Source organism: Cupriavidus ulmosensis, assembly GCF_977008105.1.
This window is the reverse complement of sequence record NZ_CDRMWP010000001.1, coordinates 1,152,870-1,176,387: the sequence shown is the minus strand read 5'-3', so window position 1 is coordinate 1,176,387 and position 23,518 is coordinate 1,152,870. Positions and strand designations below refer to the sequence as shown.

The window sequence follows — 23,518 nt, the reverse complement described above, 5'->3', positions numbered from 1 at the left end:
ATGCAGACCTTCGACGCAGTCTTCTTCGATCTCGACGGCACCCTGGCCGACACCGCCCCGGATCTCGCCGCGGCCGCCAACCGCCTCGTCGTCGAGCACGGCCACCCGCCGGTGGCCTATGAAAAGCTCCGCCCGGTGGCCTCGCACGGCGCGCGCGGCCTGATCGGCGCGGCCTTCGGCAAGAGCCCGGCCGACCCCGAGTTCCCCGCCCTGCGCGACACCTTCCTCGACTACTACGAGGCCGACATCGCCGTGCACACGCACCTGTTCGACGGCATGGGCGAAGTGCTGGACGCGCTCGAGGCCGCCGGCATCCGCTGGGGCATCGTCACCAACAAAGTCACCCGCTTCACCGCGCCGCTGGTGGCCGCCATCGGCCTGGCGCCGCGCGCCTCGGCGGTGGTCAGCGGCGACACCACGGCGCACGCCAAGCCCCACCCCGCCCCGCTGCTGCACGCCGCCGAAGTCAGCGGCGTGGCCCCCGCGCGCTGCGTGTACGTGGGCGACGACCTGCGCGACATCCAGGCCGGCAAGGCAGCCGGCATGGCCACCATCACCGCCGCCTACGGCTACTGCGGCGACGGCGAGCCGCCCGAGGAATGGGGCGCCGACTACCTCGTGCGCCATCCGAGCGAGCTGATCGCGCTGCTGACGCCGGCCGCGCGGCGCTAGCCTGCGGGTGGCGCCGGGACGCGGCCTACCCTTCGGGGCGCCAACGGAGTACAATTCCATCTCTTGACACTGTTCAAGCAGTTCACACGGGGCCGACCTGGTTTCGACGTGGGTTACAAAGCAGTGGAGGGCATACCGAGGACCCGTCACCTCGTTAATCAATGGGAATGCAATAACTGCTAACGACGAACGTTACGCACTGGCCGCTTAATTGCGGCCGTCCTCGCACTGGCTCGCTGACGGGCTAGAGTCGCAAGACTACGCGAGGTCATTTACGTCAGATAAGCCCCGGGTGAGTCACGAACCAGGGGACGAAAACCTAGTGACTCGCCGTTGTAGAGCGTGTTCGTCCGCGATGCACCGGTTAAATCAAATGACAGAACTAAGTATGTAGAACTCTCTGTGGAGGGCTTGCGGACGCGGGTTCGATTCCCGCCGGCTCCACCAATTACCCGTTTCAGGATAATCCTGGACGTTCCAGAAGCCCGGTATATCCGGGCTTTTTCTTTGGTTTCACGGGATTTAACGTCCCACGGCGTTCCGGGGTGTTTCTTTGCAGCCCAAACATTTTGAGGGTAACTTTCGGGGTAGCTTTCGGACCTCCAAAAACTTACCCCCAGATGCCGCTCACCGACACCGCCATCAAGAACGCCAAGCCCGGCGACAAGACCATCAAGCTGTATGACGCGGACGGCCTCCTGCTGTGGGTGGCGCCCAGCGGCGGCAAGTGGTGGCGGCTGAAGTACCGCATCGGTGGCAAGGAAAAGATGCTGTCCCTGGGCACCTATCCCGAGGTGGGGCTACGCGAGGCCCGTGACCGCCGCGACGAGGCCCGCCGGCTGCTGGCCGAAGGCATCGACCCGAGCGCCCACCGCAAGGCCGCCAAGAGCACCAGGGCGCAGCGAGAGGCGAACAGCTTCGAGCTGGTGGCGCGGGAGTGGCACGCCAAGTACGCCGGCACCTGGTCGCCCAGCCACGGCGATCGCATCCTGCGCCGCTTGGAGGCGAACGCCTTCCCCTGGATCGGCGGCAAGCCCACCGCCGACCTCAAGCCGGCCGAGGTGCTGGAGGTGCTGCGCCGGGTCGAGCGGCGCGGCACGCTGGAGACCGCCCACCGGCTGCGCGACAACATCGGCCAGGCGATGCGCTACGCCGTGGCCACCGGCCGCGCCGAGCGGGACATCACCGCGGACCTGCGCGGCGCCCTGTCGCCGGTGCAGAAACGGCACTTCGCCGCGATCACCGAGCCGGGCAAGGTGGGCGAGCTGCTGCGTGCCATCGACGGCTATACCGGCACCTTCCCCGTCACCTGCGCCCTCCAGTTGGCGCCGCTGCTGTTCCAGCGCCCTGGCGAGCTGCGTATGGCCGAATGGCCGGAGTTCGACCTGGACGGTGCCATGTGGGAGATCCCGGGCGGTCGCATGAAGCGCACCAAAGAAGGCAAGGCCGCGGGGCCGGCGCACCTGGTGCCGCTGCCGATCCAGGCGGTGGCCATCCTGCGTGAGCTGCAGGCGCTCACCGGTACCGGCCGCTATGTGTTCCCCGGTGTGCGTACCCCCACGCGTCCGATGAGCGACAACACCATCAACGCCGGCCTGCGCCGACTCGGCTACGACAACGAAACCATGACCGGCCACGGCTTTCGCGCCATGGCCCGCACCATCCTGGACGAGGTGCTGGGCTTGCCGCCCGCCATCATCGAGGCCCAGCTCGCGCACGCAGTCAAGGATCCGCTCGGCCGCGCCTACAACCGCACCGCACACCTGCCGCAGCGCCGCGAAATGATGCAGCGCTGGGCCGACTATCTAGACGAGCTGAAACGCGGGGCCAAGGTTCTGCCATTCGACAACGGCCAGGCCGCATAGGGGTTTGACCAGCCACGGGGTGCGACCTGCAGCCGGGAGGAGATTTCCATCGCGCCCACACATCAAAAGCCGACTCCGACCGCGTGAAGGTGCCGGGCAAGCCTTTGGCGCGCGCCAGGCGAGGCGAACGGCAAGCAAGGGTAGTGCAACGTCATCTAGCCTCACGATAAGCCAGCCATGGGGCTGCAATTTTCACCCCCCCCTCTCTGAAAATGGCGGCTCCATAAAGCGAGCCTGAACGAACGGTCCCGGGCCGGCAGGCCTCCAGACTTTCGATGCCCCCTCCCTGCCGTGGCCGCCCGACATGCCCCCTCTCCCCCCCAAAACCTGCGCACACGAAAAATCCACGGGACGAACGGTCAGGTGACCGAACGCCCCAGAGATCAGACGGGGGGCTCGGACATGGCCCGATGAACTCGAATTGCCAGCGAGCCCCTTACCATGGGGCTCCCTCAACTCCAGTGCAAGCAGCCATGCAACAAATCCCGTCCTCTTGCCCACTCTGCGATCAGCCCGCCGTTGACTTTCAACGAGGCCACGACATCCATTCTTATGCCTGCGTCAACCCATCCTGCGCCCCTTCAGAGATGACTAGCCAGGCGCGGGACCGAATCCGCCTTGCCGACCCGCGTGTACGCGAGAACGAAGCCGAGAATGCCAGACGGCATATAGCGAACGGCAGCATCATGATGCTGTCTTTGGCGCCCAAGCCGCCCGCTGGCTTCGCCGGGGCCACGTTCATCTACTCGGACCGCCCGTGGGCTCGCATAGGCTGACAAAAGGCCTCATCCACTGCCTTGAGCGGGCGAGGCCCCCATTGCCGATATCGGCCCTCGAGCAGAACGCAGACACCCCACGACAAGATAGCCCCACGCTCTACCTACCAGTCGGTAATTAACTAACCCTAGGAGCCCTTTTGTCTAGAAATGAATCGGGGCGTGAATGCCCCCTGTGCATCCCACCCTGGAAGGACCCGCCGCCCCGGAGGCGCCCGGGATGACGGCACCAGGGTGGGCCGCGCCCTGCCGACCGCACCGCCGGACAACGATCCTCCGCCACGGCATAGCCGCCGGGGGAAAGACCCGTGAGTAGTTTTTGAACGGGGTGCGAGTTACCCCCGGCTGTAGCACCAGGAAGGCCCTGAGCAGGGTGGATCAGTGCATTCAAATATCCTGATTGTCTTCCCGTATCCGACCATATTTTTCTCACTTCGTCACGGGAGTCGTTTTAAAAATCTGGTGACACTGGTGACAGCCTGTGGATAAGCACCGCCAGCCGCTCTAAATCAAGGGATAGCGCGTCACCAAAAATCCGTGGTGACGGCGGTTTCGATCTGGTGACATTGGTGACACCTGGCACCAGCGCTGACGAAGAAACAAGGGATTGCAGCCGATGAACGCCGCCAATGGCGCCTCAAACCCAGCGCTTTGAATCATTCAAATAATTTCGCCAAAAACAAGGAAATCCGGTGCTTCGCCCTCGCTTTGGTGCTTAGTGCTGACACCAGCGCACCCGCCTTGAGCGCGCGAAAAGAAGCTCTGCCACGCCGCCACCGCTGCCCCGGTAGCGGCCGCTGTGCGGCCCGCACGGTCACGTCGAGGCGCTTGCCACCGTCACCACCTGGTGCGCATCGAGGGGCGCGCCTGCGGCCCGCTGGCGGGCGCCCAGGTGCATCACCGCCGATCTATCGTGAGGAACGAGCGGCGCCGCTGGCGCCGGGTAGCGAGCTGCTGCCGCCGGCACTAGCCACGCCACCGGGCCGCACGGTCCTGGTGCTGGTGCTGGTGCTGGCCAGCAGCCCGCCAGCCACGGCGCGAAAGGCAACTCTGCCACGCGCCACCACCGCTGCCCCGGTGGTGGCCGCTGTGCGGCCCGCACGGCCACGTCGAGGCGCTGGCCACCGTCACCACCTAGTACGTGTCGGCCGGCGCGCCTGCGGCCCCGCTGGCGGGCGCCCAGGTGCATCACCGCCGATCTATCGTGAGGGACGAGCGGCGCCGCTGGCGCCGGGTGGTGAGCTGCTGCCGCCGGCACTAGCCACGCCACCGGGCCGCACGGTCCTGGTGCTGGCCAGCAGCCTGCCAGCCACGGCGCGAAAGGCAGCTCTACCACGCCGCCACTGCAGCCCCGGTAGCGGCCGCTATGCGGCCCGCACGGCCACGTCGAGGCGCTGGCCACCGTCACCACCTGGTACGTGTCGGCCGGCGCGCCTGCGGCCCGCTGGCGGGCGCCCAGGTGCGTCACCGCCGATCCATCGTGAGGGACGAGCGGCGCCGCTGGCGCCGGGCGGCGAGCTGCTGCCGCTGGCCCTGGCCACACCGCCGGGCTGCATGGCCCTGGTGCTGGCCAGCAGCCCGCCAGCCACGGCGCGAAAGGCAGCTCTACCACGCCGCCACCGCCGCCCCGGTAGCGGCCGCTGTGCGGCCCGCACGGCCACGTCGAAGCGCTGGCCACCGTCATCATTAGATATGCATCGAGCGGCAGGCCTGCGGCCCGCTGGCAAGCACGCCGGATCACTGCCGCCGCGGGAGAGTTCCAAAGGCGAAGGGCGCACGGCGTCGCACCGGCTCCCGATGCCCTCAGAACAGAATATCGAGGTCGGTGCGCCATGCATCCAGGCGGCACCGCACAGGTAGGAGCAGTGGATCTTGCCGGGCAGCCAAGCGAGCGAGCTGGAGAAAGGGATAGCTTTGCTCGATCCGCTCCGCACACGCCAGATAGGCGGCACCAGCTTCCATCAGATCGAGCGACGCGCAGGCCCTGGCACGATGCAGCAGCCGGCGCCAGCGAGCTCGCATCCGTCGATAGTCAGCCCTGGTGCGGATGGCGCTCATAGATCCAGCTCGAAAATTGCCGAGCCAATGCTGTACACCCGCGCTCGGCCCATACCAGGAACACGCATCAGCTTGTCTGGCCGCCCGCTCTTTTCTTCGTGCTGTAGCACGCCCATCGCGATCAACAGGGATGCCACCGCCTTGTGGTCGTACCCCTTACACACTTCCTTGCGCCACACCTCCGGCAGCACGAAGTACTCGCACGCAGCGGCCTCCGCTTCCTCATGGCCCATCTTGTCGCCAAAGGAACGCAGGTAGTCGGCATTCGTGTTGATCGGTTTGCCGTCGCCAGTCACCAGGCGCTTGAAGCCCGCACGGTGCATGGTGTTGGGCTTGTGGTCATCGGCCGCCCGGTTCATCCACACGAAGCGCGCATCGCCGTGCAGCTCCAGGAAGCTGCGTACCTGCCGAACCATCGACTTGTGCTCACCGCTGCCGGCGCCGCCCCGCTCTTCCAGCCACGCATCAAAGCAGGTCCGCGCGGCGGACGTGGCCCAACCCACGGGCCAGCCCGTCAGACCGGCATCGGTAGCCAGCTCGCCGGCCACACCCACCAGTGCAAAGCGGGATGCGACACGGTACACTTGGCCATGCGCGTCTCCATTCACCCAATCGTTCACCAGGTCGCCCACACCGCTGCGCAGGTCCTCCGCTAGCGTGGCCTGATTGTCCACCGCCCATTCAATGAACGCCATACCGGCGATGCCGTGGTAGCTCCGCGTGGCTTCCTGCAAGTGATCCGACAAGGCCTTACCCGAGGCGAAGCTACACAGGTCATCGAATACGCCAAGACCCTTGCCCGCATCGGCCGGGATGTTGGCAAGCCGGATTTCCTGCCCCGATTTCGTCGCCTTGCCTGCCTCGGCCATGTGGTCGGATAGTTTGATTTCGCCATCGGACAGGAACAGCACCCGCCAGGTCAGCGCCGGACGTGCAGTGGCGGTGCGCGTCGCGCGCCCCTTGCCCGCCTCATTGGCCAACATGTACACCGTGTCACCGATGATCTTCGGATCGACCTGCGCGATTTCATCCAGGATCAGCAGCGCATCCGAATGCTGGGCCGCGGTCAACTCCAGGGCGTTATCCGTGGCACGCCAGCTCCGCGCATAGTCACGGCCGCCGAACACCGATGCTGCCACACGCAAACCCGTGGTTTTGCCGCTGGAGCTGTCACCCACCAGGTGAAAGCCACCCGACTGCAAACCCGCATGGTGCAGCAGCGGCGCAGCGAAAGCGGCCGAGGTGCAGAAGGTCAGCCGGGTATTGCCGATGCATAGGGCTGCGACCTGTTCTTTCCATTCCGCGAGCGACCCGCGCCGCTTGAACTGCGACACAATGCCGGCAGCAGATTGGAACAGCACTCTTTCGCCGTCCACCTGGCCTATCGTGCGATCCGGCAGCACGAAGGCACCACCATGCCAACCAATGCGATCCACACATCTAGCCCGAGCCTCCACCTCTCGCCCCTGTGTCTGAATGTAGGTCGTGAGTAGCGTCTTGGCCTTCGAGCTGGGAGCCACGTCGAGCCCCATCGACAGCAACGCGGCCCGGTACTCGTTGCCGTCCCCCGACACCATGCGCTTGGGCATCACCCATTGCTTGTGATTGCCATCCGGGTCGCTCAGCTCCAGCAGCCACCCCCATTCGCCGTCCGAGTCGTCCCGCGTGCCGGCCGTGACATCGAGGCGGGAGCACACCCAGTACGGTGGCAATGGGTCGCCCTGGTCGGAATACCCATGATGCCAAACCCCTCCATCATTCACATCGAACCAGGCCTTGCCCGCGCCGCGCGCCGGCCGCTTCGATTTGCGGCCCGTGGTGGCATTTTCATCCTTCACGGCGCCCTTACCCTCTTCGGCGCCGCGTTTCGCGCCTGTGGGCCGCGCCGGCTGGCTTGCCGCGCCTTCCGGTGCGCCTGTCGATCCGCTGACAGGCGGGGACACTGGCCGCATGGCCGCGTCGAGCTGCTGCCGCACCTGTTCAGCCCCAAGAGCGCAAGCCAGATCATTGAAGTCACTGCCACCCTCCGGCAAACCCTCGGGCTTCACCATCGCCGCCCGTGCACATCGCGCGGCATCCTTGGCCGCGACGAGGCCCGGATTCTTGCCGGTCTCCGCTTCCGTATCGCGGTCATCATCGGCGCAGACCAGCAGCGGAGCATCGGGGAAGAGCTGCCGCATCGTCTGCGCCACGTGCCGCAAATTGGTCGCATTGAACGCCACTGCAACGGGCAAACCGCTCACCTGGTGCAGTGTTGCCCCGGTGGCATAGCCCTCCGCCACCAGAATCCAGCCTTGCGGCGCGGGCGTGCCGATCAGGTGATAGCAGCCCGAGACTCTTCCACCTTTCAGGAAAACCTTGTCGTTACCGTCTCGCAGCGGCTTGCCGTAGATGCGTTGCACGTTCCACAGCTCGCCGCCCGCATCGCGCGCCGGCACCAGGACACAGCCCTTGCCGAAGCGCACGCCGTAGGCCTCCACGCCCTTGCGCTGGAGATAAGGGGAACGGCCCGACTCGGCCGCCGCCGCCCACAGATCAACCGCCGTCGCCGCGGCCTGGCGCTGCTGCCCGGCCTGCTCGGCCTGTGCATCCGCCTCACGCTGTTTGCGCTCAGCATCGCGACGCGCCGCTTCTTCGGCCGACCGGACTGGCGCCGGTCCATAACGCTTCGGGTCGAAGCCGCGTGACATGGCCTCGTGTAGCAACGTGGCGATCGTGACCCCACCCGAGGCCTTGCAGCTCTTCCAAGTCGCGGCAGCGGCGGTCCCATCGTAGTTGGAGGCCGTCTCGCTCCAATCGCTGAAGAGCTGCCAACCATCGTCCCCAAACTCGTGCTTGAGCGCCATGCCCATGCGTACCCACAGGTCCCGCTCTTCGGCGGGGATGCAGGCCAGGGCCGCACGAATCTTATCCGTCGTGTGTTCGTATTGCATCAGGTCGCGCCCTCCATTCGTAGGAACGAGGGCACCCCGCCGGCCCCGTTAGGGGCCAGCATGTATCGTTCATTCATAGCGTTGATTTCCTAGTGCAGGCGCGCGGCGACGCGCCCAGCGGCGTGCGCAGGATCGGCCAGGCCGGCGAGCAGGTATTGCTGCAGGCGACCCAGCAGGCCCGCCACGTAGGCATCGACAAAGGCCCGCAAATCGGCGGCCGACACCACCCGCCCCACGTCAGCCGCCGCCTGTTGCACAACGTCCTGAAAGCGGGCTGCACAACCCGGCACGAACACGTGCAGCGGGATAGTGCCGAGCTGCGACAGTGCGTCATCTGCCGTGGCAATGCCCACATCGACGGCCCACTGGTGGGCAAGCGACACATGGGCATCCCGCGCAGGGGCGTGCGCAATGGCCGGGATCACGGCCGTTTTGGTTCGACTGGTCTGATTCATAGCTGCTCTCCCTTGTCGAGCGGCTGAAACTGCGTATTGAGACACTGGCCCACGTCATCAAGCAGGTGGCACACCATCGAATGCACCACATCGACAACGTGGCCGGCCGCGTTGTCCTGCACCAGCAACCGCAACGCTGCGCACAACTGCATCAGATGCATCAGGTCATCACCAGCCTCTTCCAGGGCTTCGCGCAACGCATCGAGCTGCGCCAGGCGTGCGGCCTCGCCGGCCTGGTGTGGCTGACGACGGCGAGCCACGTAGCGGCCATCCTCCCAGCGGCGCCGTGCCGCACCGCTATCACGAGATGCTTTCATACGCCCTCCCCACGGTCTTTCACGTCCGCCAAGTCTCGCAGTACGCGCCAGCGCTCCACATCGAGCACGGAGCCTTCCAGCGCGCTCACGACGAAGGCGCCGATACCATCTATCCAGCCGCACTGAAATGCCGGCGAGCGATCACCCAGCCTGGCCAACTCATGCCGCAGGGGTGGCGGGGCGATATCGGATGCCTGCCGGGTTTGCGCTCGCCAGGCGCGCAGGAAGCGCAGCGCCGCGATGGCCCCGCGCTCATGCTCATGTTGATTGCGATTCGGCCCCGGTGCCGTCATCTCACTTCCCCTCGTGTGTCGCTGCCCGGGAAATATCCGATGGGCTTGCCGCCCAAGGCGCTGTGCACGGTTTCCAGATCCACCCCGAGCTGCGGCAGCAAGCTGTCCACCAGGCAGAGGAAGGCGTCGATATCGCCGTTGGAATGGGCACAGCCGGCCGCCCAGCGCAAACCATGAAGGGCAGACACAGCGCGCTGCACCGTGTCTCTCACCGACTCAGTTTGCGCGGCTTCGCAAGTGCTGGAACTAAGCATGGCGTCCTCCTGACTCTTCCCGTGCAGCAAGCTCGCCGAGAACCAGGACCTCTCCCGCCAGATCGGAAGCAAGGCACAACAGGTCATGCTGAATGTCTTCGTTCAGCCCAGAAAATTGCTCGAAGCCGCCACCGCCGTTGCCGCACGCTATGGTCAGCAGCGCAAACAGTTTCGTGGCTTTTTCTGCAGCCATCGCGGCCGGCCTCGTGCAGCACTCACGAGAGGTCAGCATCGTGTCCCCATTGGCATAACGCACCGAGACGGTATATCGACTGTGCTCAAGCATGACGCACCTCCGCTTGCAGGGCACGCACGCGCTCAGCGACCGCCACGAGGGCAGCGCCGGCTACATCGAGCGATTCGCGATCGGTGCGAGCGGACACGGCATCGCGCAAGGCGGTGCGGACGATGGCGAGGATTTCGGGAAGGGGGGATTGCCCGGTATGGGCGAGCGAAGACTGGCGCATGGTGCGGCCTCTTGTGCGAGCGGTTTCGATCCCGCTCCCCGACGCCAATCGGGGTGGGCGGGCGCAAGACAGGGTTGGCGTACCGGGCACAAGAACCGGCGAGCCCGAAGGCTCCCCTGCCCAGGCCCGCCCAATGAGAGCGCACGAAGGCATGACGGACGAAAAAATACCGCCTAGCAGCGGTTGTCCGCTTATGCACGGGACGCCAATCCCGGCCGCTGTGGTTGCAGCGACGGGCACAGTATAGCGCGAGCCGCCGCCCTCGGCGAACGCCAGTGCCGGACCGGCCTGCGTGGCCAGCACCAGAGCAATGGGCTCAAGCGCACAGCGGGCGAGCGTCAAGGCGGCGGACGTGACCACCAGGCGGGCGCAAATCGAGAGGGCCATCACAGCAATTCCCCTTGCGCCGGCGGCATGGCCTTGACCAACGAGTACACGCCAACGCGATGCCGCTTGCCCTGCTCGGTGAAACGATCCTCCCAGGTCATCACAATATGGTGGCCTTCCTCCCGCAATTCGAAGACGCGGCGCGGCGGGTGCAGGATGTCGAGCTGCCGACTCGCGTAGACGGTATCCACCGGGCCGACACGCAGTGCATCGAGCAGGCGCACGCGCTGGGCATATGAGGTGTTGTCGTGAGCCGTCATGCCGCCTCCAACGAATAGCGCGCTACCTTGCTGCGCTTGCCGTTTGGCGTGACGTGCCACACCATGCGCGAGGTGATGCGGTGGCCCTGTCTGCGCAGCTCGGTCACACAGTGCGAAACGTTGCGAATTGCATGGACGCTGGCAGCAGTCACGCTATTGAGCGGCCCGTGACGCAGGCCTGCCAGCAGGCGCTCGCACTCGGCTTGCGTGCGGCTTTTTCCGTTATTTCCGTTACGCGACATAGTGGGCATCCTGCGGCAGGCGGCGCACCTGGTGTGTCGCATCGAGAGCCGGTACCTGCTGTGCCATGCCGATTTCGACAGCGTAGACGGCCAACAGCGCCTTGCGTTCGGCATATTCCAGACCACGTGCCAGAAGGAATGCATTGCGCGTCTCTAGCACGGCCAAGTGGCCGAGCTGGGCGTCAGACAGCGTGCTGCGATCGATGGTCGCAAACTCGCCGGTCAGTGCCCACGCGACTAGGCGCGCCTCATTGCTGTAGTGGTGCGTCTCCGCCGTCTTGCCGTCGAGCTGGCGGCTCATCAGCACAGCTTCGGTCATCGCACGGAAGGCGACGGCCGCATCGGCACGGCGTGCGCGCCAGTCGTCTAGACCGGGGCCGCGCAGCAGGTCATCAATGCGAGCGTCGCACCAGACGGCGAAGCGGGCATCGCACCAGCGGGCCAGCGACACCGCCAGCTTCGGATGGAGCCAGGTGCCGCCGTTGTTGCCGCGACGGGTACGGATCAAATCCCCGGAATTGAGGGATTTGAGCGTGTCGGCCAAGGCGGCGATGTAGTCCTGCGTGTCCGAGCTTCTCAGCCAGTTATCGAGGCGCTTGCCGAAGCGCGCCGCCACCTCGGTGGCGTTGATCCAGCCATCATCGGTAAAGCGCACCGACTGGCATTGGTAGTCGAGGGGAACAAGTCGCGTCATGCCGCCTACTCCGCAACCGGCAGCGCGGCAATCCAGGCTTCCACCTCGGCGGCTCGCCAAGCGCGCGATCGAACCCCGAGGCGAACACCAGGCGGGAAGGCATTGCGGGCGATACGCCGGTAGATCTCCGAGCGGGAGAGGCCAGTCTTGGCGGTGACGGTAGAGAGCCGCCAGAGCGGACCGCCAGCGGCGGCCGAATTGGCGTTGGTCCTACAATTGGAATGGATTTGCATGTGGCATCGCAGTCAGTTAAGCCACCGCAGCGCCGGGCGGCCTATACCGTCCCGTAGCGGTGTGGCCACATGCTATGAATCTACTGCATCTGAAAAAAGACGTGAACTAGCTCAATGCACATTGAGCTAGCACACTGCATATTGCGTTAGGCGCTCGACCAACGGCATAGCAACCGACGCAAGCGCGTCGCATCCTCTTCAGCACCCTCAGGAAAATCGGTGCCATTCAGCCATTTCCCCAACCATCCCGCTATCGTGCGCGGGTCCGTTATTACGTCCTGGAAACGAGCCTGCTGTTCTCGCGCGAACCCCGCTCTGCCCCGGCCGAGGTTGCCATTCGCACGTTCGTACCAATCGCAAAACGCTGTAAAGACGGCTCGCCTCGCTACCGTGTACTCAACGTCCTCCGCCCATCGCGCCTTGCCGCCCATTTTTTGCGCCGCGGCCTCTTGGTAGCCAAAGCTGAGCCCCATTAATTGCTGTGCGTCACTAAAATGTGTAGCTGCTCGCACCACCGCCGCCACCACACCATATGTGCTGTCTGATGTCATGAACAGGGCGATATCAATCGCCACTAGAGCGGCCAGTAGGCAAATGCGGATTGCGGCTATTTCAAAGTCCATATCTGGGAATGGACTTGAACGCATGGCAGCTTTTCTACGGTGGTCCCTCGGACTGTGCAATATATTCGCGACCGCAAGCGCTGCGCGCTCGATATCCATCGGCACATACAAACCTGTGTCTGCACTGCTACCCCACTTGCCCGCGTCCCAGAGTGCGCGGCGCAGGCTTCTTTGATCCATTTCCTGAATGATGCTAAGTGCGTCACGAACTTGACGTGCAAGACCCCACAAGGCCCAATCTGCCGGCATATCGCAATATCCACCTCGCACACTAGACGGCGCAGCCGCAATGTAAAGCAAGTGGGAGTGGGAGTGGGATAGGGTTAGGTTGCGGTCCTGCTCGATTCGCCGCTCCCAGAGTAGAGAAGCCTTGCGAACTCTGAAAACTTCAAAGCGACGAACGCTAAAACTCTGCTCGCCAAAATCGATGCGTAGCGTGCGCGTGTAAGTTGTCCTTTTCTCTTGACTCATATCCTGGCCGATCGCGCGCCAGCAGCCCCAGCATGAGGTAGAGGAACGCATTCCTTCGGATGCGCCTTCAGGGAGAGCGAGGCCCACCGGTGAAGGTGTCCGGCTTTCGGGTGGCCGCCCTAGGCCTCGCAACGCCGATTGTAGCAAGCATGTTGCACCGACTGGATAGGTGGGGCACCGGGTAATTTCCCTCGCGCCGCGTCCCGAGAACGCTCGAATAAACCCAGCACCAGAAGCGGGGGGCAACCTGCGAGGCTTTCGAGCACAAATGAAGATAAAAAGCAAATCCCACAGCCCCGTGCGGGTTTGCTGGAAGAAACGGCCCGCAAAGCCTTATGCCACCGTGGCGACTTTTGGATTGTCACCAGATTTGTCACCAAAATATAGATGTGTCACCAAAAAACACATAGACAGTTGGTGACAGCTTTTCCCTTGTGCCATCATGGTTTTCGGGCGATTTCCCCGGCTGTCACCAGTGTCACCAAGGTTTTGGGCGGCGGCCAGATTTCCCGGGGCACCGCGATGCGACCGCACCCCACCACCTGGACGCCGGGCGCGGCACACCAGGCGGGTCAGCCGAGGGGGCAGCCGGCCCAGTCTGGGGGTAACTTTGGGGGTAACTTTGCCAACTCAGAAATCGAGACCGGCGATGGTCGCGGCTTTGCGGGAGGAATGTGATTGACGCCGGCCCTCGTTCCAGGTTAATCCTGGGCGTCTCAGAAGCCCGGTATATCCGGGCTTTTTCTTTGGTTTCACGGGATTTGGCGTTCCACGTGGTGCCGGGGCGTTTCTTTACAGCCCGCGCATATGGGATGGTTTCCGGGGCAACCGATTGCCACAAAATGGTTCCGCCCCGGATACGCCCAGCCGCGGCGGCAAATGGTGGCGACCCGGGTACCGGTTCGAAGACAAGGAAATCGCGTCCCTCGACACTGCCCCCCCGGTGCCCGCGTCGCCCGGCCAGGATGAACCTGCCCGCACAACCGGGCAGGCTCGCACGGCGCCTTGCCGGAGCCCGATGCCGGGAACCCGCGGCATCAGGCCATGAAGGTCATGAAACCGGAATGTGCTGCTCTTCGATCAGCTTCTTCCACATCTTCGTCTGGCCATCGATGTACTTGCCGAACTCGTCTGGGGTCGAAAGCTTGATGTCGAGGCCCTGCTCCAGCATCTGCTTCTTGACCTTGGGGTCCTGGATGACCTTCGTCAACTGTTCATTCCAGAACTTGATCACCTCGGGCGGCGTCCCGGCCGGTGCGAGCAACCCGGACCAGCCGATGGCCTCGAAATCCGGCATGCCCTGTTCCGCGGTCGTCGGCAGGTCGGGGAAGACAGCGCTGCGGGTCTTGCTGGCCTGCGCGATCGCCTTCGTCTTGCCGGCACGGACGACACTCAGCGCATAGGGCGTCGACCCCCACATGATGTCGACTTCGCCGGACATGAGGGCGGTCTGTGCCGGTGCACCACCCTTGTACGGGACGTGCGTCATCTTGACGCCCTGCCTGGCGTCGAACATCTCGGCAGTCAGGTGGCTCGCGCTTCCCGGGCCGACCGAGGCGAAGTTGAGCGTGCCCGGCTTGGCCTTGGCCAGTCTGGTGAGATCGCCGACGGACTTGGCGGGGAGATTCTGGTTGGCGAGCAGGACCATCGGCGACTGCGTGATCATCGAGATCGGCGCGAAATCCTTGTTGGCATAGTTCGCGTCTTCGTAGATCAAGGGGTTGATCGCGAAAGTATCCAGCACCATCAGCAAGGTGTACCCATCCGGTTTCGAGTGCGCGACCACCGAGGTGCCGATGGAGCCGCTGGCTCCCCCGCGGTTGTCGATGACGATGCTCTGGCGGATATTCTGGGAAATACCGGTCATGAGCAGCCGGGCAATCATGTCGGCGACGCCACCAGGCGGAAACGGCACCACGACGCGAACCGGCTGCTGCGGATAATTCGCGGGCTGCGCCTGTGCCATCGCCGTGGTGGCAGCCACGGCGATGCAAGCGAGCGCCTTCGCAACGAGCCGGGCGCGGTTTGCTGATCTGGATCTTGCGGGTTTCATGTTTTTCCCTTGATGTGTGTGAAAGGCTATCGATAGCCCTGCCGGGCGTCCGCTGCTCTGGCGGCTTCGGTCCGCTCCGACGGGGGGCCATAGCCACCTCCACCGGGTGTCCTCAGGACGATTTCGTCTCCTCGCTTGACTATGTGCGGACGGCGGGAATCGACATCCTCGCCGTTGATCTGGACGGCACCGCACGCGCCGGGCTCCCCGCCTGCGATCCCCTGGGCCGGGTGCCGGATCCGCTCGGTCAGGAACACGACGTTCAGCGGACCTTCGTGCAGGCTCTGAAAGCAAATTTCCTGCCCTAGGCCGCCGCGGTGCCTGCCGGCACCGCCCGATGCCGGTATCAGGCGCTTGTACTTGAAGAAGAACGGGCTTTCGCGCTCGGCGACCTCCACCGGGGTGGACGAGATGTTGCTCGGCCAGGACGTGGCGCTCACGCCATCTTTTTCCGCCGTCGCCCCCATGCCCCCGTTGAAGAACAACACGGAAGTAAACGGCCGGCCGTTCTTGCGCACGCCGCTCATGTTGACAATCCACAGGGGCGAGCCCACGCCGGCCATCACGCGCTCCGGCAGCACGCCCTGCAATGCGCCGAACACCAGGCTGGGAACGTAGTGCCCGGTGCAGGCCCGGCCGCCCACCGCGGCGGGAAACACGGGGTTGAGCAGCGAGCCCGCCGGCGCCCGGACCGTGATCCCGCGGAACAGGCCGTCATTGTTGGGCAGGTCGGGAATCAGGAGGCTCTTGATCGCATACACGGACATGGCGTAGGTGTAGGCGAGAACGCAATTGATGCCCTTGGCCTGCTGCGGGCTCGTGCCGTCGAAATCGATGTCGATGGTCTCGCCGGCGATCGTCACGCGCACCTTGTAGGTGAACGGCGACTCGAATCCGTCCGTCTGCATTTCGTAGACGTATTCACCGTCGGGTAACGCCGCCAGGGCGTCGCGCATGGCCCGGTCGCTGCGCGCGAACAAGGCTTCGGCGATGTCCTCCGTGGTCGACAGGCCGTATTCGGACATGACTTCGTTGACGCGGCGGTCGACCAGCTCGGTAGCGCCCACCTGCGACCAGAGGTCGCCCACGGTCTGGTCGGGCGTCCGCACGTTGGCGCGAAGCAGGCTGATCAGGGAAGCATCCGCCCGTCCCTCGCGCAGCAGGTACATCAGCGGGATCTGGAAACCTTCCTCGAAGATTTCCCTGGCATCCACCGAACGGATGCGCCCGCCGATGTCGGGCATGTGGGCGGCCGTGGCCGCGAATGCGACGAGCGCCCCGCGGTGGAAGACCGGCCTGACGAAACAGAAATCGTTCAGGTGGCCCGTTCCGTGCCAGGGATTGTTGGTGATGTAGACATCCCCTTCGCGCATCGCGTCGATACCGATGACCTCGATCGCGTGCCGCACCGTTGCCGGGAGCGTGCCGATGAACGACGGGATGCTGCCGCTGTTCTCGATCAGCGAGCGTCCCCGCGCATCGGTCAGCACCACCGCGAAGTCGTTGGCTTCCGAAGACAGCGTGGAGAACGAGGTCCTCACGATGAGCTTGGCGGCTTCGTCGACGATGGAACGGACGCGGGTCCAGAAGACTTCGAGAAAGATGGGCGTGAGTTCACGTCCCGGGGAGGTTTGGCCGTGCATGATGGATAGATGCTCCGCAGTTCAGTGAATGTTCACGATCAGGTTGCCGGTCTCGGACTGGACCAGCGTTCCTCCCGGCCCCACGACCAGCGTCGAGTCAGCATCGACAACCAGCAGTGGCCCCTGCAGAACCGCATTCACGGCGAGCTCGCCGCGGGCATAGATTGCCGTGTCGATGAAGCCGCCGGCCTCCTCGAAGAAAACCCGCCGGAAACCCTGCGCCGTCGACTGGCTGCGCTGCGCCAGCGCGGCCGGGGCAAAGGTCTCGTTCGGGTAGGCAAGCGCGGAAACGCGCAGGCTGACCAGCTCGACCGGCACGTTGGGCGGCGTGCGCCCGAATTTCTCGCTGTACGCGCTGTTGAAGGCCGCGAGCAGCGCCGCCCGCACCGGCTGCGCGTCGACGCCTGGGCCGGCGTATGGCCCATCGGGAAGCTGCAACGTGAGCGTGAAGCCCTGGCCGATGAAACGGCCGTCGGCGTAGCGCTTCACCGCGATCGCGCCGAAGCCGTCCTTCAGTTCTTCGAGACAGCCGCGCGCCTCGCCGGCGAGTTTGTCGAAGCTCGCTTCCAGATCGGCCAGGTCGCCGTCAGTGGGCTGGAAAATCGCGGTCCGGGAGCGGTCGGCGCGTGCCGGGGCAACCAGCAGGCCGATCGCGGAAGCCACGCCGGCGGCCGGCGGAACGATCAGCGTGCCGATGCCTACCTTGCGCGCCACGGCATACCCGTGCAGCGGACCGCCGCCACCGGTGCACACCATGTCGAACCGGCGCGGGTCATGGCCCCGTTCGGCAATGTGCACGCGCGCCGCGCCCGCCATGTTCTCTGCAACGATGTCGTGGATGCCCTGCGCGATGACCGCCCCGTCCATGCCGATCGTCCTGCCCAGCGCCTGCAGGGCCGCGTCGGCCCTGGCGACGTCGATCGGGATGGCGCCGCCGGCGAACGATTTCGGGTCGAGATAACCGAGGACAACATTGGCGTCGGTCACCGTCGGCTGCGTTCCGCCGCGGCCGAAGCACGCGGGGCCGGGCTCGGATGCGGCGCTCTCCGGTCCGACCTTCAGCAACTTCATGCTGTCGGAACGCGCGATGCTGCCGCCGCCCGCGCCGATCTCGATCAGGTCCACCGTGGTGATCTTGATCGGGATGCCGCTGCCCTCGGAAAAGCGCTTGCGCCGCGCCGCCTCGAAGCCGTATGCCACCGCCGGCCTGGCATCCTGGACCAGGCAGAGCTTGGCGGTGGTGCCGCCCATATCGAACGCGAGCAGGCTCGTGCGGTCGTTGCGGCTTCCGGACCATGCCGCCGAGATCGCACCGGCCGCCGGCCCGGACTCAAGCAGGTCGATGGGCTTTCGCCTGGCCTCGGCCACGGCGGAGAGCCCGCCGTTGGAAAGCATCATCAGGACGCCGCAATCGATGCCGATCGCCTTCACCCTGTGCTCCAGCCGGTCGAGATAGCTGCGCGCGATGGGTTGAACGCAGGCGTTGGCGACGGTAGTGCAGACCCGGTCGTATTCGCGGATCTCGGGGGCGATCGCGCTGGAGATGCAGACGCTGATCTCCCCGAATGCCTCGGCAATCCACGCCGCGACCTGCGCCTCGTGCCGCGGGTTCACGTAGGCGTGCAGCAGGCAGATGGCCAGCGAATCGACTCCCTGCGCAACCAGCTTGCCGACCGCCGCCAGCGTCTCGCCGCGGTCGGGCGGCGTGACTTCGATGCCCGCCGCATCGATGCGCGCGGCGATCTCCGCGCGCAGATGGCGAGGCACCAGGCTCTGCGGCCCGTCGATGTGCACATCGTAGAGATCGTAGCGGCGCTCGCGCCCGATCTCTATGGCATCGCCGAAGCCGGCGGTGGTAAGAAGCCCCGTCCTGGCGCCCTTCCCTTCGATCAGCGCATTCGTAAACAGCGTGGTCGCGTGCACGAAGCGGCCGACCTGCGCGGCGCGAAAGCCGTTCTCCCGCAGCAGGGCCTCGATGCCGTCCATGACGGGCTGTGTCGGATCGGCGTAGGCGGTAAGGACCTTCTTGGCGTGGATCCTGCCGCTCTGATAGTCGAGCGCGACGATGTCGGTGAAGGTGCCGCCGATATCTACGCCGATCGATATGTGTTTCATGTCTTGGTGTTTCCTTGCGGGGTGAGGCGGTCGTCAACGAGGACGGTCCAGGCCGAGAACAGGGTCGTCATCAGGATGCGGGAGTGCGGCGGGAAGCCCGGCGAACGGGGGGCGCATGGCGTCCTGGCCGGGACCGGTGCGCTCAGGTCGGCGCTCCCCCCGCACGCGCGGCGGCATCGGCGCGTTGCGCATCGTCGTCGAACCCGGGGAGCCGGCGATGGCGCTTCAGGTAGGGGATCAGGCCGCCCTCGCGCCGCAGCAGATGGACGATTTCGGGAACGGCTTCGCATTCGATACGCCGCTGGCCGTCTCCAACTTCCAGCCATGCGCTGTCGCGGGTCATGCGGATCCGCAGGGACTCGCCCTCCCCTAGGTCCCGCGCGTCGCCCGTGACCAGCAGCAGCCCGTTGTTGATTGCATTGCGCCAGTACGTCCTGGCGAAACTCCTGGCGACCACCGCCTTGATGCCGGCGCCGAGAACGGTCGTGACAGCGACCTCCATCGCGGAGCCGCACCCGAAGTTCTGTCCCGCGACGAGAATGTCGCCGTCCCGCACGCTCGCCGCGAACGACGGATCGAGATCCTCGAACAGGTAATGGCGCAGGACGTCGGGATCGACGCTGTTCTTCTTGCGGCTCGACGAGATGATGTAGTCGGTGTTGACGTCGTCCCCGAGCACGCGGGCGCGTCCCTGCAGCGTCTCGCCGGCGGATTCCCCGAGCGCCATCATTGCGTGCGCTCCATGTCTTCCAGCCTTCCGGTCAGCGCGGCCTGGGCGCAGATGCGCGGCGACGCCAGGAAGATTTCCGCCTCGCGGTTGCCCATGCGGCCCTTGAAATTGCGGTTCGCGGTCGAGAGCACCTTCTGCCCGTCGCCGGGAATCGCGCCGCAGGTCCCGCAGCACGAGCCGCAGCCCGGTTCCTGAAATTCGGCGCCGAGGCGGCGGAACGACTCCGCCATGCCGCTGCGTTCGAGTTCCCGCTGTATCTCTCTGGAGGCCGGCGTCACGATGAGGCGAACGCCGTCGGCGATGCCGCGCCCCGCGCAAAGCACGTCAAGGGCTTCCCGATAGTCCTTGAGACGCCCGCCGGTGCATGTCCCCAGATAGACGATGTCTATCCGCGTGCCGGCGCTGTCCGCCACGTCGGTCACGTTGTCCACGCGATGTGGCAGGGCGACCTGGGGCACGATGTCGTCCAGGTTCACCTCGATGATCTGCTCGTACTCGGCATCCGCGTCCGCGACGGCGGGAACATAGGCGGTGCTCGTGCGCGAAGCCAGCCAGGCATCCGTCGCCTGGTCGTGCGGAAAGATGCCCGCCTTCGCGCCCATTTCCACGGACATGTTCGCCAGCACGATCCTGTCGTCGATGTCGAGCGTGGCGACGCCCGGGCCGGCGAACTCCAGCGCGCAATAGTTCGCGCCTCCCGCGCCCAGCCGCCGGGCCAGCGTCAGCGCGACATCCTTGGCGCTTGCGTAGTGCGGAAGCCGCCCATGCAGGACGATCCGGATCGACGCCGGCACCTTGAGCCAGATCTGGCCGCACTGGAAAATCCCGGCGAGGTCGGACGAGCCGATCCCGCTGCCGAATGCGTTGAGCGCGCCGTAGGAGACGGCATGTGAATCGGCCCCGACCACCAGCTGGCCCGGCAGCACCCGGCCGCGCTCCAGCATCAGTTGATGCCCGATCCCCTCGCCGGTCTCGAAGACGCAGATGCCGGCCTTGCGCGCGAAGTCGCGCGCCGTCTCCTGCAGCACAAGCGCCCGCTCGCCGGAGGACGCGCCATAGTGGTCCAGCGCAAAAACCAACCGCTCGGGAAACGCCGGCGGGGGCAGGCCACCATCGTCCTGCATGGTCCGGAAATATTGCAGCGCCATGGGAATGGAGCCGTCGGTCCCCATCGCGGCATCGGGCTGGCAGATCACGAGGTCGCCGGCATGGACGGCGTGATTCGCCGCGCGCGACAGCAGCTTCTCGGCAATCGTCTGCCCGCGTGCGTGCTGGACCGAATTCGATGACTTCGTTGGCATAAGACTGCCTGGATGCGGCGAGTAGTTCGTAGCTCCGCAGTCTATGAATGCCCATAATTATTGACAAACGAATTTTTTATAATCATTATAAAAATAAATTGAATAATCATATGCGGCGACCCACGGGCCGGCGCGGGCCGGATTCGGGATGGGAGCGGGCCTTGGCGCATAACGTCAACATCAAACAGCTTCGCGCGCTGCTGACCGTGGCGCAGACCGGCTCGTTCGTGGCCGCGGCGCATCGTCTCTGCGTCACCCCTTCGGCGCTGACCGCGACGATCCAGCAACTGGAAGCAGGCCTGCGCGTGCGCTTGTTCGACCGGACGACCCGCCGCGTCACGCTCACCGCGCACGCCGCGGGGTTCCTGGCGGAGGCCGAACGGCTGGTCAATGGACTGGACAGCGCCGTCTCGGACATGCTGGCCCTGGCCCAGGGCGAACGCGGCCATATACGGATCGGCGCGGCGGCCTCGGTCATTAGCCAGTTCCTGGTGCCGGTGCTGCAGCAGTTTCGCCGCCAGTACCCTCACATCACCATTTCGCTGCGGAATCCCGCGGCGCAGGAGACCGAGCGCCTGGTGGCGGAAGGCGAGGTCGACTTCGCCATCGACAGCCGTTACCAGGACAACGACGAGCTGACGTACACGCCGCTGATGACGGATACCTACGGCGTCGTCTGCCATTGCGACACGCCGATCGCCGTGCTCAAGCGGCCGGTCAGGTGGTCCGACCTCACCTGGGGACGTTATGTCGGCTTCAACGCGGACACGGCGATCGGCCATTTCCTGCGCCTGCACATGCCTTCGTTCGCGCCCTTCAACGAGGATCACGACGAAGTCGAGAGCACCAGTTACCTGTTCGATGTCCTGGCCAGCGGCGACTATTACGCGGTACTGCCGGCGCTCTCGTTCCAGCGCAACAGCAACAAGGCACTGCGTTGGAAGGAATTGCAGGAACCGACCCTCACGCGCGAGATCTGCGTGATGTCGCGCCCGCTGCGCGCGCTCGCGCCGAGCGCCCAGCTGCTGCTGGACCTGCTGCAGGACACGCTGCAGTCGCAGCCGATGCCGCCGGGCGTGAAACGCGCGCCACCCGCCTCCGCGGAGCCGGGCAAGCCGGGCAGGCGGGCGGCCCGGGCCTGAAGCGCCACCCGCTTCCGCGCGAGGCCGCCGCGAAATTGTAATCGTCTGTTACAGTCGATATTTTTTTTCGACGACCGGACGGCGTACGCTTCGTCCGGGCAAAAAACGGAACCGGCAAGAGGCAACATGAAGAGAATCATCGGCGCGGCGGCCATCCCGCTCGTCCTCGCGGGATGCGGCGGCTCGGGCGACAACGACAGCGGGCTGGCGCTCGTGCGCACGCCGCCAGCGGCCGGCAGCACGCCGACCGACCCCACCACGCCCGTCACCCCCGTCACCCCGGTGGTGCCGCCGGCGCCCGACACCAATGCCATCGGCACGGGCATCTTCAACGGCAGCACGCCGGACGGGCAGCGCGTCAACGTGCTGGTGCTCGACGAGAACGCCTTCTACATCTTCTATTCGGCGCCGGGCGTGCCCGACGTGCCGATGGGCGTGATCACCGGCAACTACAGCAGCAACAACGACACGCTCACCACCAACAACAACGGGCTCGACTTCAACCTGGAAGCAGCCGGCTACAACCTCACGGCCGCGAACTTCAACGGCAGCTTCGTGCCCAGCACGCTGATGCAGACGCAACTGACCTACCGCAACGCGCGCAATACGGCGTTCACCGCGAACTACAGCACGGACTACAACTACATCGCCACGGTGGACGGGCTGCGGGGGGATTACTCGGGCAGCGCGGTGGCGCTGGACACCAGCGGCATGCGCTCGGACGGCATCACCATGCACGTCGACGCCACCGGCAACATCACCGTGGACGCCGGCGCGGGATGCGCGTTCACGGGCACCGCGACGCCGCGGCGCCAGGGCAAGGTCTACAACGTCAGCCTGCAGTTCGGCGCGGCGCCGTGCCGCTACCCGAACACGACGATGACGGGCATTGCCTACTACGACCCCACCACCACGCACAGCCTGCCCACGCTCGGCCAGCTCTACCTGTTCGTGATGCGCGCCGACCGCCAGGCCGGCATGATCTTCACCGGCAAGCACTGACGGCCGGAGGCGGCCGCCCGGGCCGCGCGCTTACAGGAAACGGTCGAGCAGCTTGCGGCTGGCCTTGTCCAGCCCGGCCAGGTTGCGCAGCAGGTAGTGGATGCCGTGGCTGTCGGAGATCAGCAGCGTGGCGCCGGCCAGGCGGCGGATGTCTTCCTCGCCGCGCAGCACCAGCGAGGTGACGCCGCGGTCGGTTTCCACTTCCCAGGTGCTGGGCGTGGCGAAGGTCGACACCGAGCGGATGCGGCGGATCTCCGGCATGAACTCGCGGCTGGCCAGCTCGGCCTCGATCATCTCGCGCAGCGGCGCGGGCAGGGTATCCAGGCGCGGCAGCCAGGCCAGCTCGCGGCCGTCGGCGCTGATGATGCCGACGCCGTCGTCGGGCGCGGCGATCGGAAACGCGCGCACCGGCACCACGCCTTCGTGCACGGTGCCGTCCGCCGTGGTCATCACCAGGCGGCCCAGCGCGTTGCGCGCAAGCTTGAAGTCGGCTTGCTGCTGTTGTTGCTCGTGTCGTTGCATGGAGGCTGCC

The 23,518-nt window shown here is 65.6% G+C and carries 23 protein-coding genes and 1 other RNA gene; 5 read left to right on the top strand and 19 right to left on the bottom strand.

Going from position 1 to position 23,518, the window contains the following annotated elements; translation table 11 throughout:
• The 3 genes from gph to ACWTPI_RS05385 all read left to right on the top strand — a co-directional run bounded on the left by gph (window position 1) and on the right by ACWTPI_RS05385 (window position 2,537).
• Window positions 1-672: a phosphoglycolate phosphatase gene (gene gph, locus ACWTPI_RS05395; RefSeq protein WP_020200972.1), complete on the top strand. Its 672-nt coding sequence runs from the start codon at window positions 1-3 to the stop codon at window positions 670-672.
• An 88-nt stretch (window positions 673-760) separates the two neighbouring features.
• Window positions 761-1,119: a transfer-messenger RNA gene (gene ssrA / locus ACWTPI_RS05390) on the top strand.
• Between the two features lie 173 nt (window positions 1,120-1,292).
• Window positions 1,293-2,537, top strand: a complete 1,245-nt coding sequence (locus ACWTPI_RS05385; RefSeq protein ID WP_454731135.1) for a tyrosine-type recombinase/integrase — start codon at window positions 1,293-1,295, stop codon at window positions 2,535-2,537.
• 2,579 nt (window positions 2,538-5,116) lie between these two features.
• Here the strand turns inward: ACWTPI_RS05385 and ACWTPI_RS05380 are convergent.
• The 18 genes from ACWTPI_RS05380 to ACWTPI_RS05295 form a co-directional block, all read right to left on the bottom strand.
• On the bottom strand, window positions 5,117-5,371 hold the full coding sequence (locus tag ACWTPI_RS05380; RefSeq protein ID WP_454731134.1) for a hypothetical protein: 255 nt from the start codon (window positions 5,369-5,371) through the stop codon (window positions 5,117-5,119).
• Window positions 5,368-8,304 carry a DUF927 domain-containing protein gene (locus tag ACWTPI_RS05375; protein ID WP_454731133.1) on the bottom strand — a complete coding sequence of 979 codons (2,937 nt, stop codon included), beginning with the start codon at window positions 8,302-8,304 and terminating at the stop codon, window positions 5,368-5,370. The genes ACWTPI_RS05380 and ACWTPI_RS05375 overlap by 4 nt, the downstream gene beginning before the upstream one ends.
• An 89-nt stretch (window positions 8,305-8,393) precedes the next feature.
• Entirely contained in the window at window positions 8,394-8,759 is a 366-nt protein-coding gene (locus ACWTPI_RS05370) for a hypothetical protein (protein ID WP_454731132.1), read from the bottom strand.
• Complete coding sequence (locus tag ACWTPI_RS05365) at window positions 8,756-9,076, bottom strand: hypothetical protein (RefSeq protein WP_454731131.1); 321 nt, start codon at window positions 9,074-9,076, stop codon at window positions 8,756-8,758. The genes ACWTPI_RS05370 and ACWTPI_RS05365 overlap by 4 nt, the downstream gene beginning before the upstream one ends.
• Window positions 9,073-9,369, bottom strand: coding sequence for a hypothetical protein (locus tag ACWTPI_RS05360; RefSeq protein ID WP_454731130.1), 297 nt, complete (start codon window positions 9,367-9,369; stop codon window positions 9,073-9,075). The genes ACWTPI_RS05365 and ACWTPI_RS05360 overlap by 4 nt, the downstream gene beginning before the upstream one ends.
• Entirely contained in the window at window positions 9,366-9,623 is a 258-nt protein-coding gene (locus ACWTPI_RS05355) for a hypothetical protein (protein WP_454731129.1), read from the bottom strand. Before ACWTPI_RS05355 ends, ACWTPI_RS05360 begins: the two co-directional genes overlap by 4 nt.
• The gene (locus tag ACWTPI_RS05350; protein WP_454731128.1) at window positions 9,616-9,909 is read right to left on the bottom strand and encodes a hypothetical protein; all 294 of its coding nucleotides are present in this window, start codon (window positions 9,907-9,909) and stop codon (window positions 9,616-9,618) included. The genes ACWTPI_RS05355 and ACWTPI_RS05350 overlap by 8 nt, the downstream gene beginning before the upstream one ends.
• Window positions 9,902-10,090: a hypothetical protein gene (locus tag ACWTPI_RS05345; protein WP_454731127.1), complete on the bottom strand. Its 189-nt coding sequence runs from the start codon at window positions 10,088-10,090 to the stop codon at window positions 9,902-9,904. Before ACWTPI_RS05345 ends, ACWTPI_RS05350 begins: the two co-directional genes overlap by 8 nt.
• A 386-nt stretch (window positions 10,091-10,476) precedes the next feature.
• Window positions 10,477-10,737: a helix-turn-helix domain-containing protein gene (locus tag ACWTPI_RS05340; RefSeq protein WP_454731126.1), complete on the bottom strand. Its 261-nt coding sequence runs from the start codon at window positions 10,735-10,737 to the stop codon at window positions 10,477-10,479.
• On the bottom strand, window positions 10,734-10,979 hold the full coding sequence (locus ACWTPI_RS05335; protein WP_454731125.1) for a helix-turn-helix domain-containing protein: 246 nt from the start codon (window positions 10,977-10,979) through the stop codon (window positions 10,734-10,736). Before ACWTPI_RS05335 ends, ACWTPI_RS05340 begins: the two co-directional genes overlap by 4 nt.
• Window positions 10,969-11,673, bottom strand: a complete 705-nt coding sequence (locus ACWTPI_RS05330; RefSeq protein ID WP_454731124.1) for a KilA-N domain-containing protein — start codon at window positions 11,671-11,673, stop codon at window positions 10,969-10,971. Before ACWTPI_RS05330 ends, ACWTPI_RS05335 begins: the two co-directional genes overlap by 11 nt.
• A 5-nt stretch (window positions 11,674-11,678) precedes the next feature.
• Entirely contained in the window at window positions 11,679-11,906 is a 228-nt protein-coding gene (locus ACWTPI_RS05325; protein ID WP_454731123.1) for a helix-turn-helix transcriptional regulator, read from the bottom strand.
• 146 nt (window positions 11,907-12,052) lie between these two features.
• Complete coding sequence (locus ACWTPI_RS05320) at window positions 12,053-13,000, bottom strand: hypothetical protein (RefSeq protein ID WP_454731122.1); 948 nt, start codon at window positions 12,998-13,000, stop codon at window positions 12,053-12,055.
• A gap of 1,051 nt (window positions 13,001-14,051) precedes the next feature.
• Window positions 14,052-15,053, bottom strand: a complete 1,002-nt coding sequence (locus tag ACWTPI_RS05315) for a tripartite tricarboxylate transporter substrate binding protein (RefSeq protein WP_454731121.1) — start codon at window positions 15,051-15,053, stop codon at window positions 14,052-14,054.
• A 26-nt stretch (window positions 15,054-15,079) separates the two neighbouring features.
• Entirely contained in the window at window positions 15,080-16,696 is a 1,617-nt protein-coding gene (locus tag ACWTPI_RS05310) for a hydantoinase B/oxoprolinase family protein (protein ID WP_059410785.1), read from the bottom strand.
• A 21-nt stretch (window positions 16,697-16,717) separates the two neighbouring features.
• The gene (locus tag ACWTPI_RS05305) at window positions 16,718-18,811 is read right to left on the bottom strand and encodes a hydantoinase/oxoprolinase family protein (protein WP_454731120.1); all 2,094 of its coding nucleotides are present in this window, start codon (window positions 18,809-18,811) and stop codon (window positions 16,718-16,720) included.
• 142 nt (window positions 18,812-18,953) lie between these two features.
• Complete coding sequence (locus ACWTPI_RS05300; protein ID WP_454731119.1) at window positions 18,954-19,541, bottom strand: LeuD/DmdB family oxidoreductase small subunit; 588 nt, start codon at window positions 19,539-19,541, stop codon at window positions 18,954-18,956.
• Window positions 19,538-20,842, bottom strand: coding sequence for a 3-isopropylmalate dehydratase large subunit (locus tag ACWTPI_RS05295; protein WP_020200967.1), 1,305 nt, complete (start codon window positions 20,840-20,842; stop codon window positions 19,538-19,540). Before ACWTPI_RS05295 ends, ACWTPI_RS05300 begins: the two co-directional genes overlap by 4 nt.
• Window positions 20,843-20,889: 47 nt before the next feature.
• Between ACWTPI_RS05295 and ACWTPI_RS05290 the strand changes: the two genes are divergently transcribed.
• Both ACWTPI_RS05290 and ACWTPI_RS05285 read left to right on the top strand, forming a co-directional pair.
• Complete coding sequence (locus tag ACWTPI_RS05290) at window positions 20,890-21,984, top strand: LysR family transcriptional regulator (protein ID WP_454731118.1); 1,095 nt, start codon at window positions 20,890-20,892, stop codon at window positions 21,982-21,984.
• A gap of 126 nt (window positions 21,985-22,110) precedes the next feature.
• Window positions 22,111-22,986 (top strand): hypothetical protein, encoded by an 876-nt coding sequence (locus ACWTPI_RS05285; RefSeq protein ID WP_454731117.1) that lies wholly within the window; start codon window positions 22,111-22,113, stop codon window positions 22,984-22,986.
• Between the two features lie 30 nt (window positions 22,987-23,016).
• Here ACWTPI_RS05285 and ACWTPI_RS05280 read toward each other — a convergent pair whose 3' ends face one another.
• Window positions 23,017-23,508, bottom strand: coding sequence for a cyanophycin metabolism-associated DUF1854 family protein (locus tag ACWTPI_RS05280; RefSeq protein ID WP_020200964.1), 492 nt, complete (start codon window positions 23,506-23,508; stop codon window positions 23,017-23,019).
• Between the last annotated feature and the right edge of the window lie 10 nt (window positions 23,509-23,518).

Excerpts from the sequence above, each read along its gene's own strand:
- gph (WP_020200972.1), top strand. The coding sequence starts at position 1 with ATGCAGACCTTCGACGCAGTCTTCTTCGATCTCGACGGCACCCTGGCC.
- ACWTPI_RS05385 (WP_454731135.1), top strand. The coding sequence starts at position 1,293 with ATGCCGCTCACCGACACCGCCATCAAGAACGCCAAGCCCGGCGACAAG.
- ACWTPI_RS05380 (WP_454731134.1), bottom strand. The coding sequence starts at position 5,371 with ATGAGCGCCATCCGCACCAGGGCTGACTATCGACGGATGCGAGCTCGC.
- ACWTPI_RS05375 (WP_454731133.1), bottom strand. The coding sequence starts at position 8,304 with ATGCAATACGAACACACGACGGATAAGATTCGTGCGGCCCTGGCCTGC.
- ACWTPI_RS05370 (WP_454731132.1), bottom strand. The coding sequence starts at position 8,759 with ATGAATCAGACCAGTCGAACCAAAACGGCCGTGATCCCGGCCATTGCG.
- ACWTPI_RS05365 (WP_454731131.1), bottom strand. The coding sequence starts at position 9,076 with ATGAAAGCATCTCGTGATAGCGGTGCGGCACGGCGCCGCTGGGAGGAT.
- ACWTPI_RS05360 (WP_454731130.1), bottom strand. The coding sequence starts at position 9,369 with ATGACGGCACCGGGGCCGAATCGCAATCAACATGAGCATGAGCGCGGG.
- ACWTPI_RS05355 (WP_454731129.1), bottom strand. The coding sequence starts at position 9,623 with ATGCTTAGTTCCAGCACTTGCGAAGCCGCGCAAACTGAGTCGGTGAGA.
- ACWTPI_RS05350 (WP_454731128.1), bottom strand. The coding sequence starts at position 9,909 with ATGCTTGAGCACAGTCGATATACCGTCTCGGTGCGTTATGCCAATGGG.
- ACWTPI_RS05345 (WP_454731127.1), bottom strand. The coding sequence starts at position 10,090 with ATGCGCCAGTCTTCGCTCGCCCATACCGGGCAATCCCCCCTTCCCGAA.
- ACWTPI_RS05340 (WP_454731126.1), bottom strand. The coding sequence starts at position 10,737 with ATGACGGCTCACGACAACACCTCATATGCCCAGCGCGTGCGCCTGCTC.
- ACWTPI_RS05335 (WP_454731125.1), bottom strand. The coding sequence starts at position 10,979 with ATGTCGCGTAACGGAAATAACGGAAAAAGCCGCACGCAAGCCGAGTGC.
- ACWTPI_RS05330 (WP_454731124.1), bottom strand. The coding sequence starts at position 11,673 with ATGACGCGACTTGTTCCCCTCGACTACCAATGCCAGTCGGTGCGCTTT.
- ACWTPI_RS05325 (WP_454731123.1), bottom strand. The coding sequence starts at position 11,906 with ATGCAAATCCATTCCAATTGTAGGACCAACGCCAATTCGGCCGCCGCT.
- ACWTPI_RS05320 (WP_454731122.1), bottom strand. The coding sequence starts at position 13,000 with ATGAGTCAAGAGAAAAGGACAACTTACACGCGCACGCTACGCATCGAT.
- ACWTPI_RS05315 (WP_454731121.1), bottom strand. The coding sequence starts at position 15,053 with ATGAAACCCGCAAGATCCAGATCAGCAAACCGCGCCCGGCTCGTTGCG.
- ACWTPI_RS05310 (WP_059410785.1), bottom strand. The coding sequence starts at position 16,696 with ATGCACGGCCAAACCTCCCCGGGACGTGAACTCACGCCCATCTTTCTC.
- ACWTPI_RS05305 (WP_454731120.1), bottom strand. The coding sequence starts at position 18,811 with ATGAAACACATATCGATCGGCGTAGATATCGGCGGCACCTTCACCGAC.
- ACWTPI_RS05300 (WP_454731119.1), bottom strand. The coding sequence starts at position 19,541 with ATGATGGCGCTCGGGGAATCCGCCGGCGAGACGCTGCAGGGACGCGCC.
- ACWTPI_RS05295 (WP_020200967.1), bottom strand. The coding sequence starts at position 20,842 with ATGCCAACGAAGTCATCGAATTCGGTCCAGCACGCACGCGGGCAGACG.
- ACWTPI_RS05290 (WP_454731118.1), top strand. The coding sequence starts at position 20,890 with ATGCCCATAATTATTGACAAACGAATTTTTTATAATCATTATAAAAAT.
- ACWTPI_RS05285 (WP_454731117.1), top strand. The coding sequence starts at position 22,111 with ATGAAGAGAATCATCGGCGCGGCGGCCATCCCGCTCGTCCTCGCGGGA.
- ACWTPI_RS05280 (WP_020200964.1), bottom strand. The coding sequence starts at position 23,508 with ATGCAACGACACGAGCAACAACAGCAGCAAGCCGACTTCAAGCTTGCG.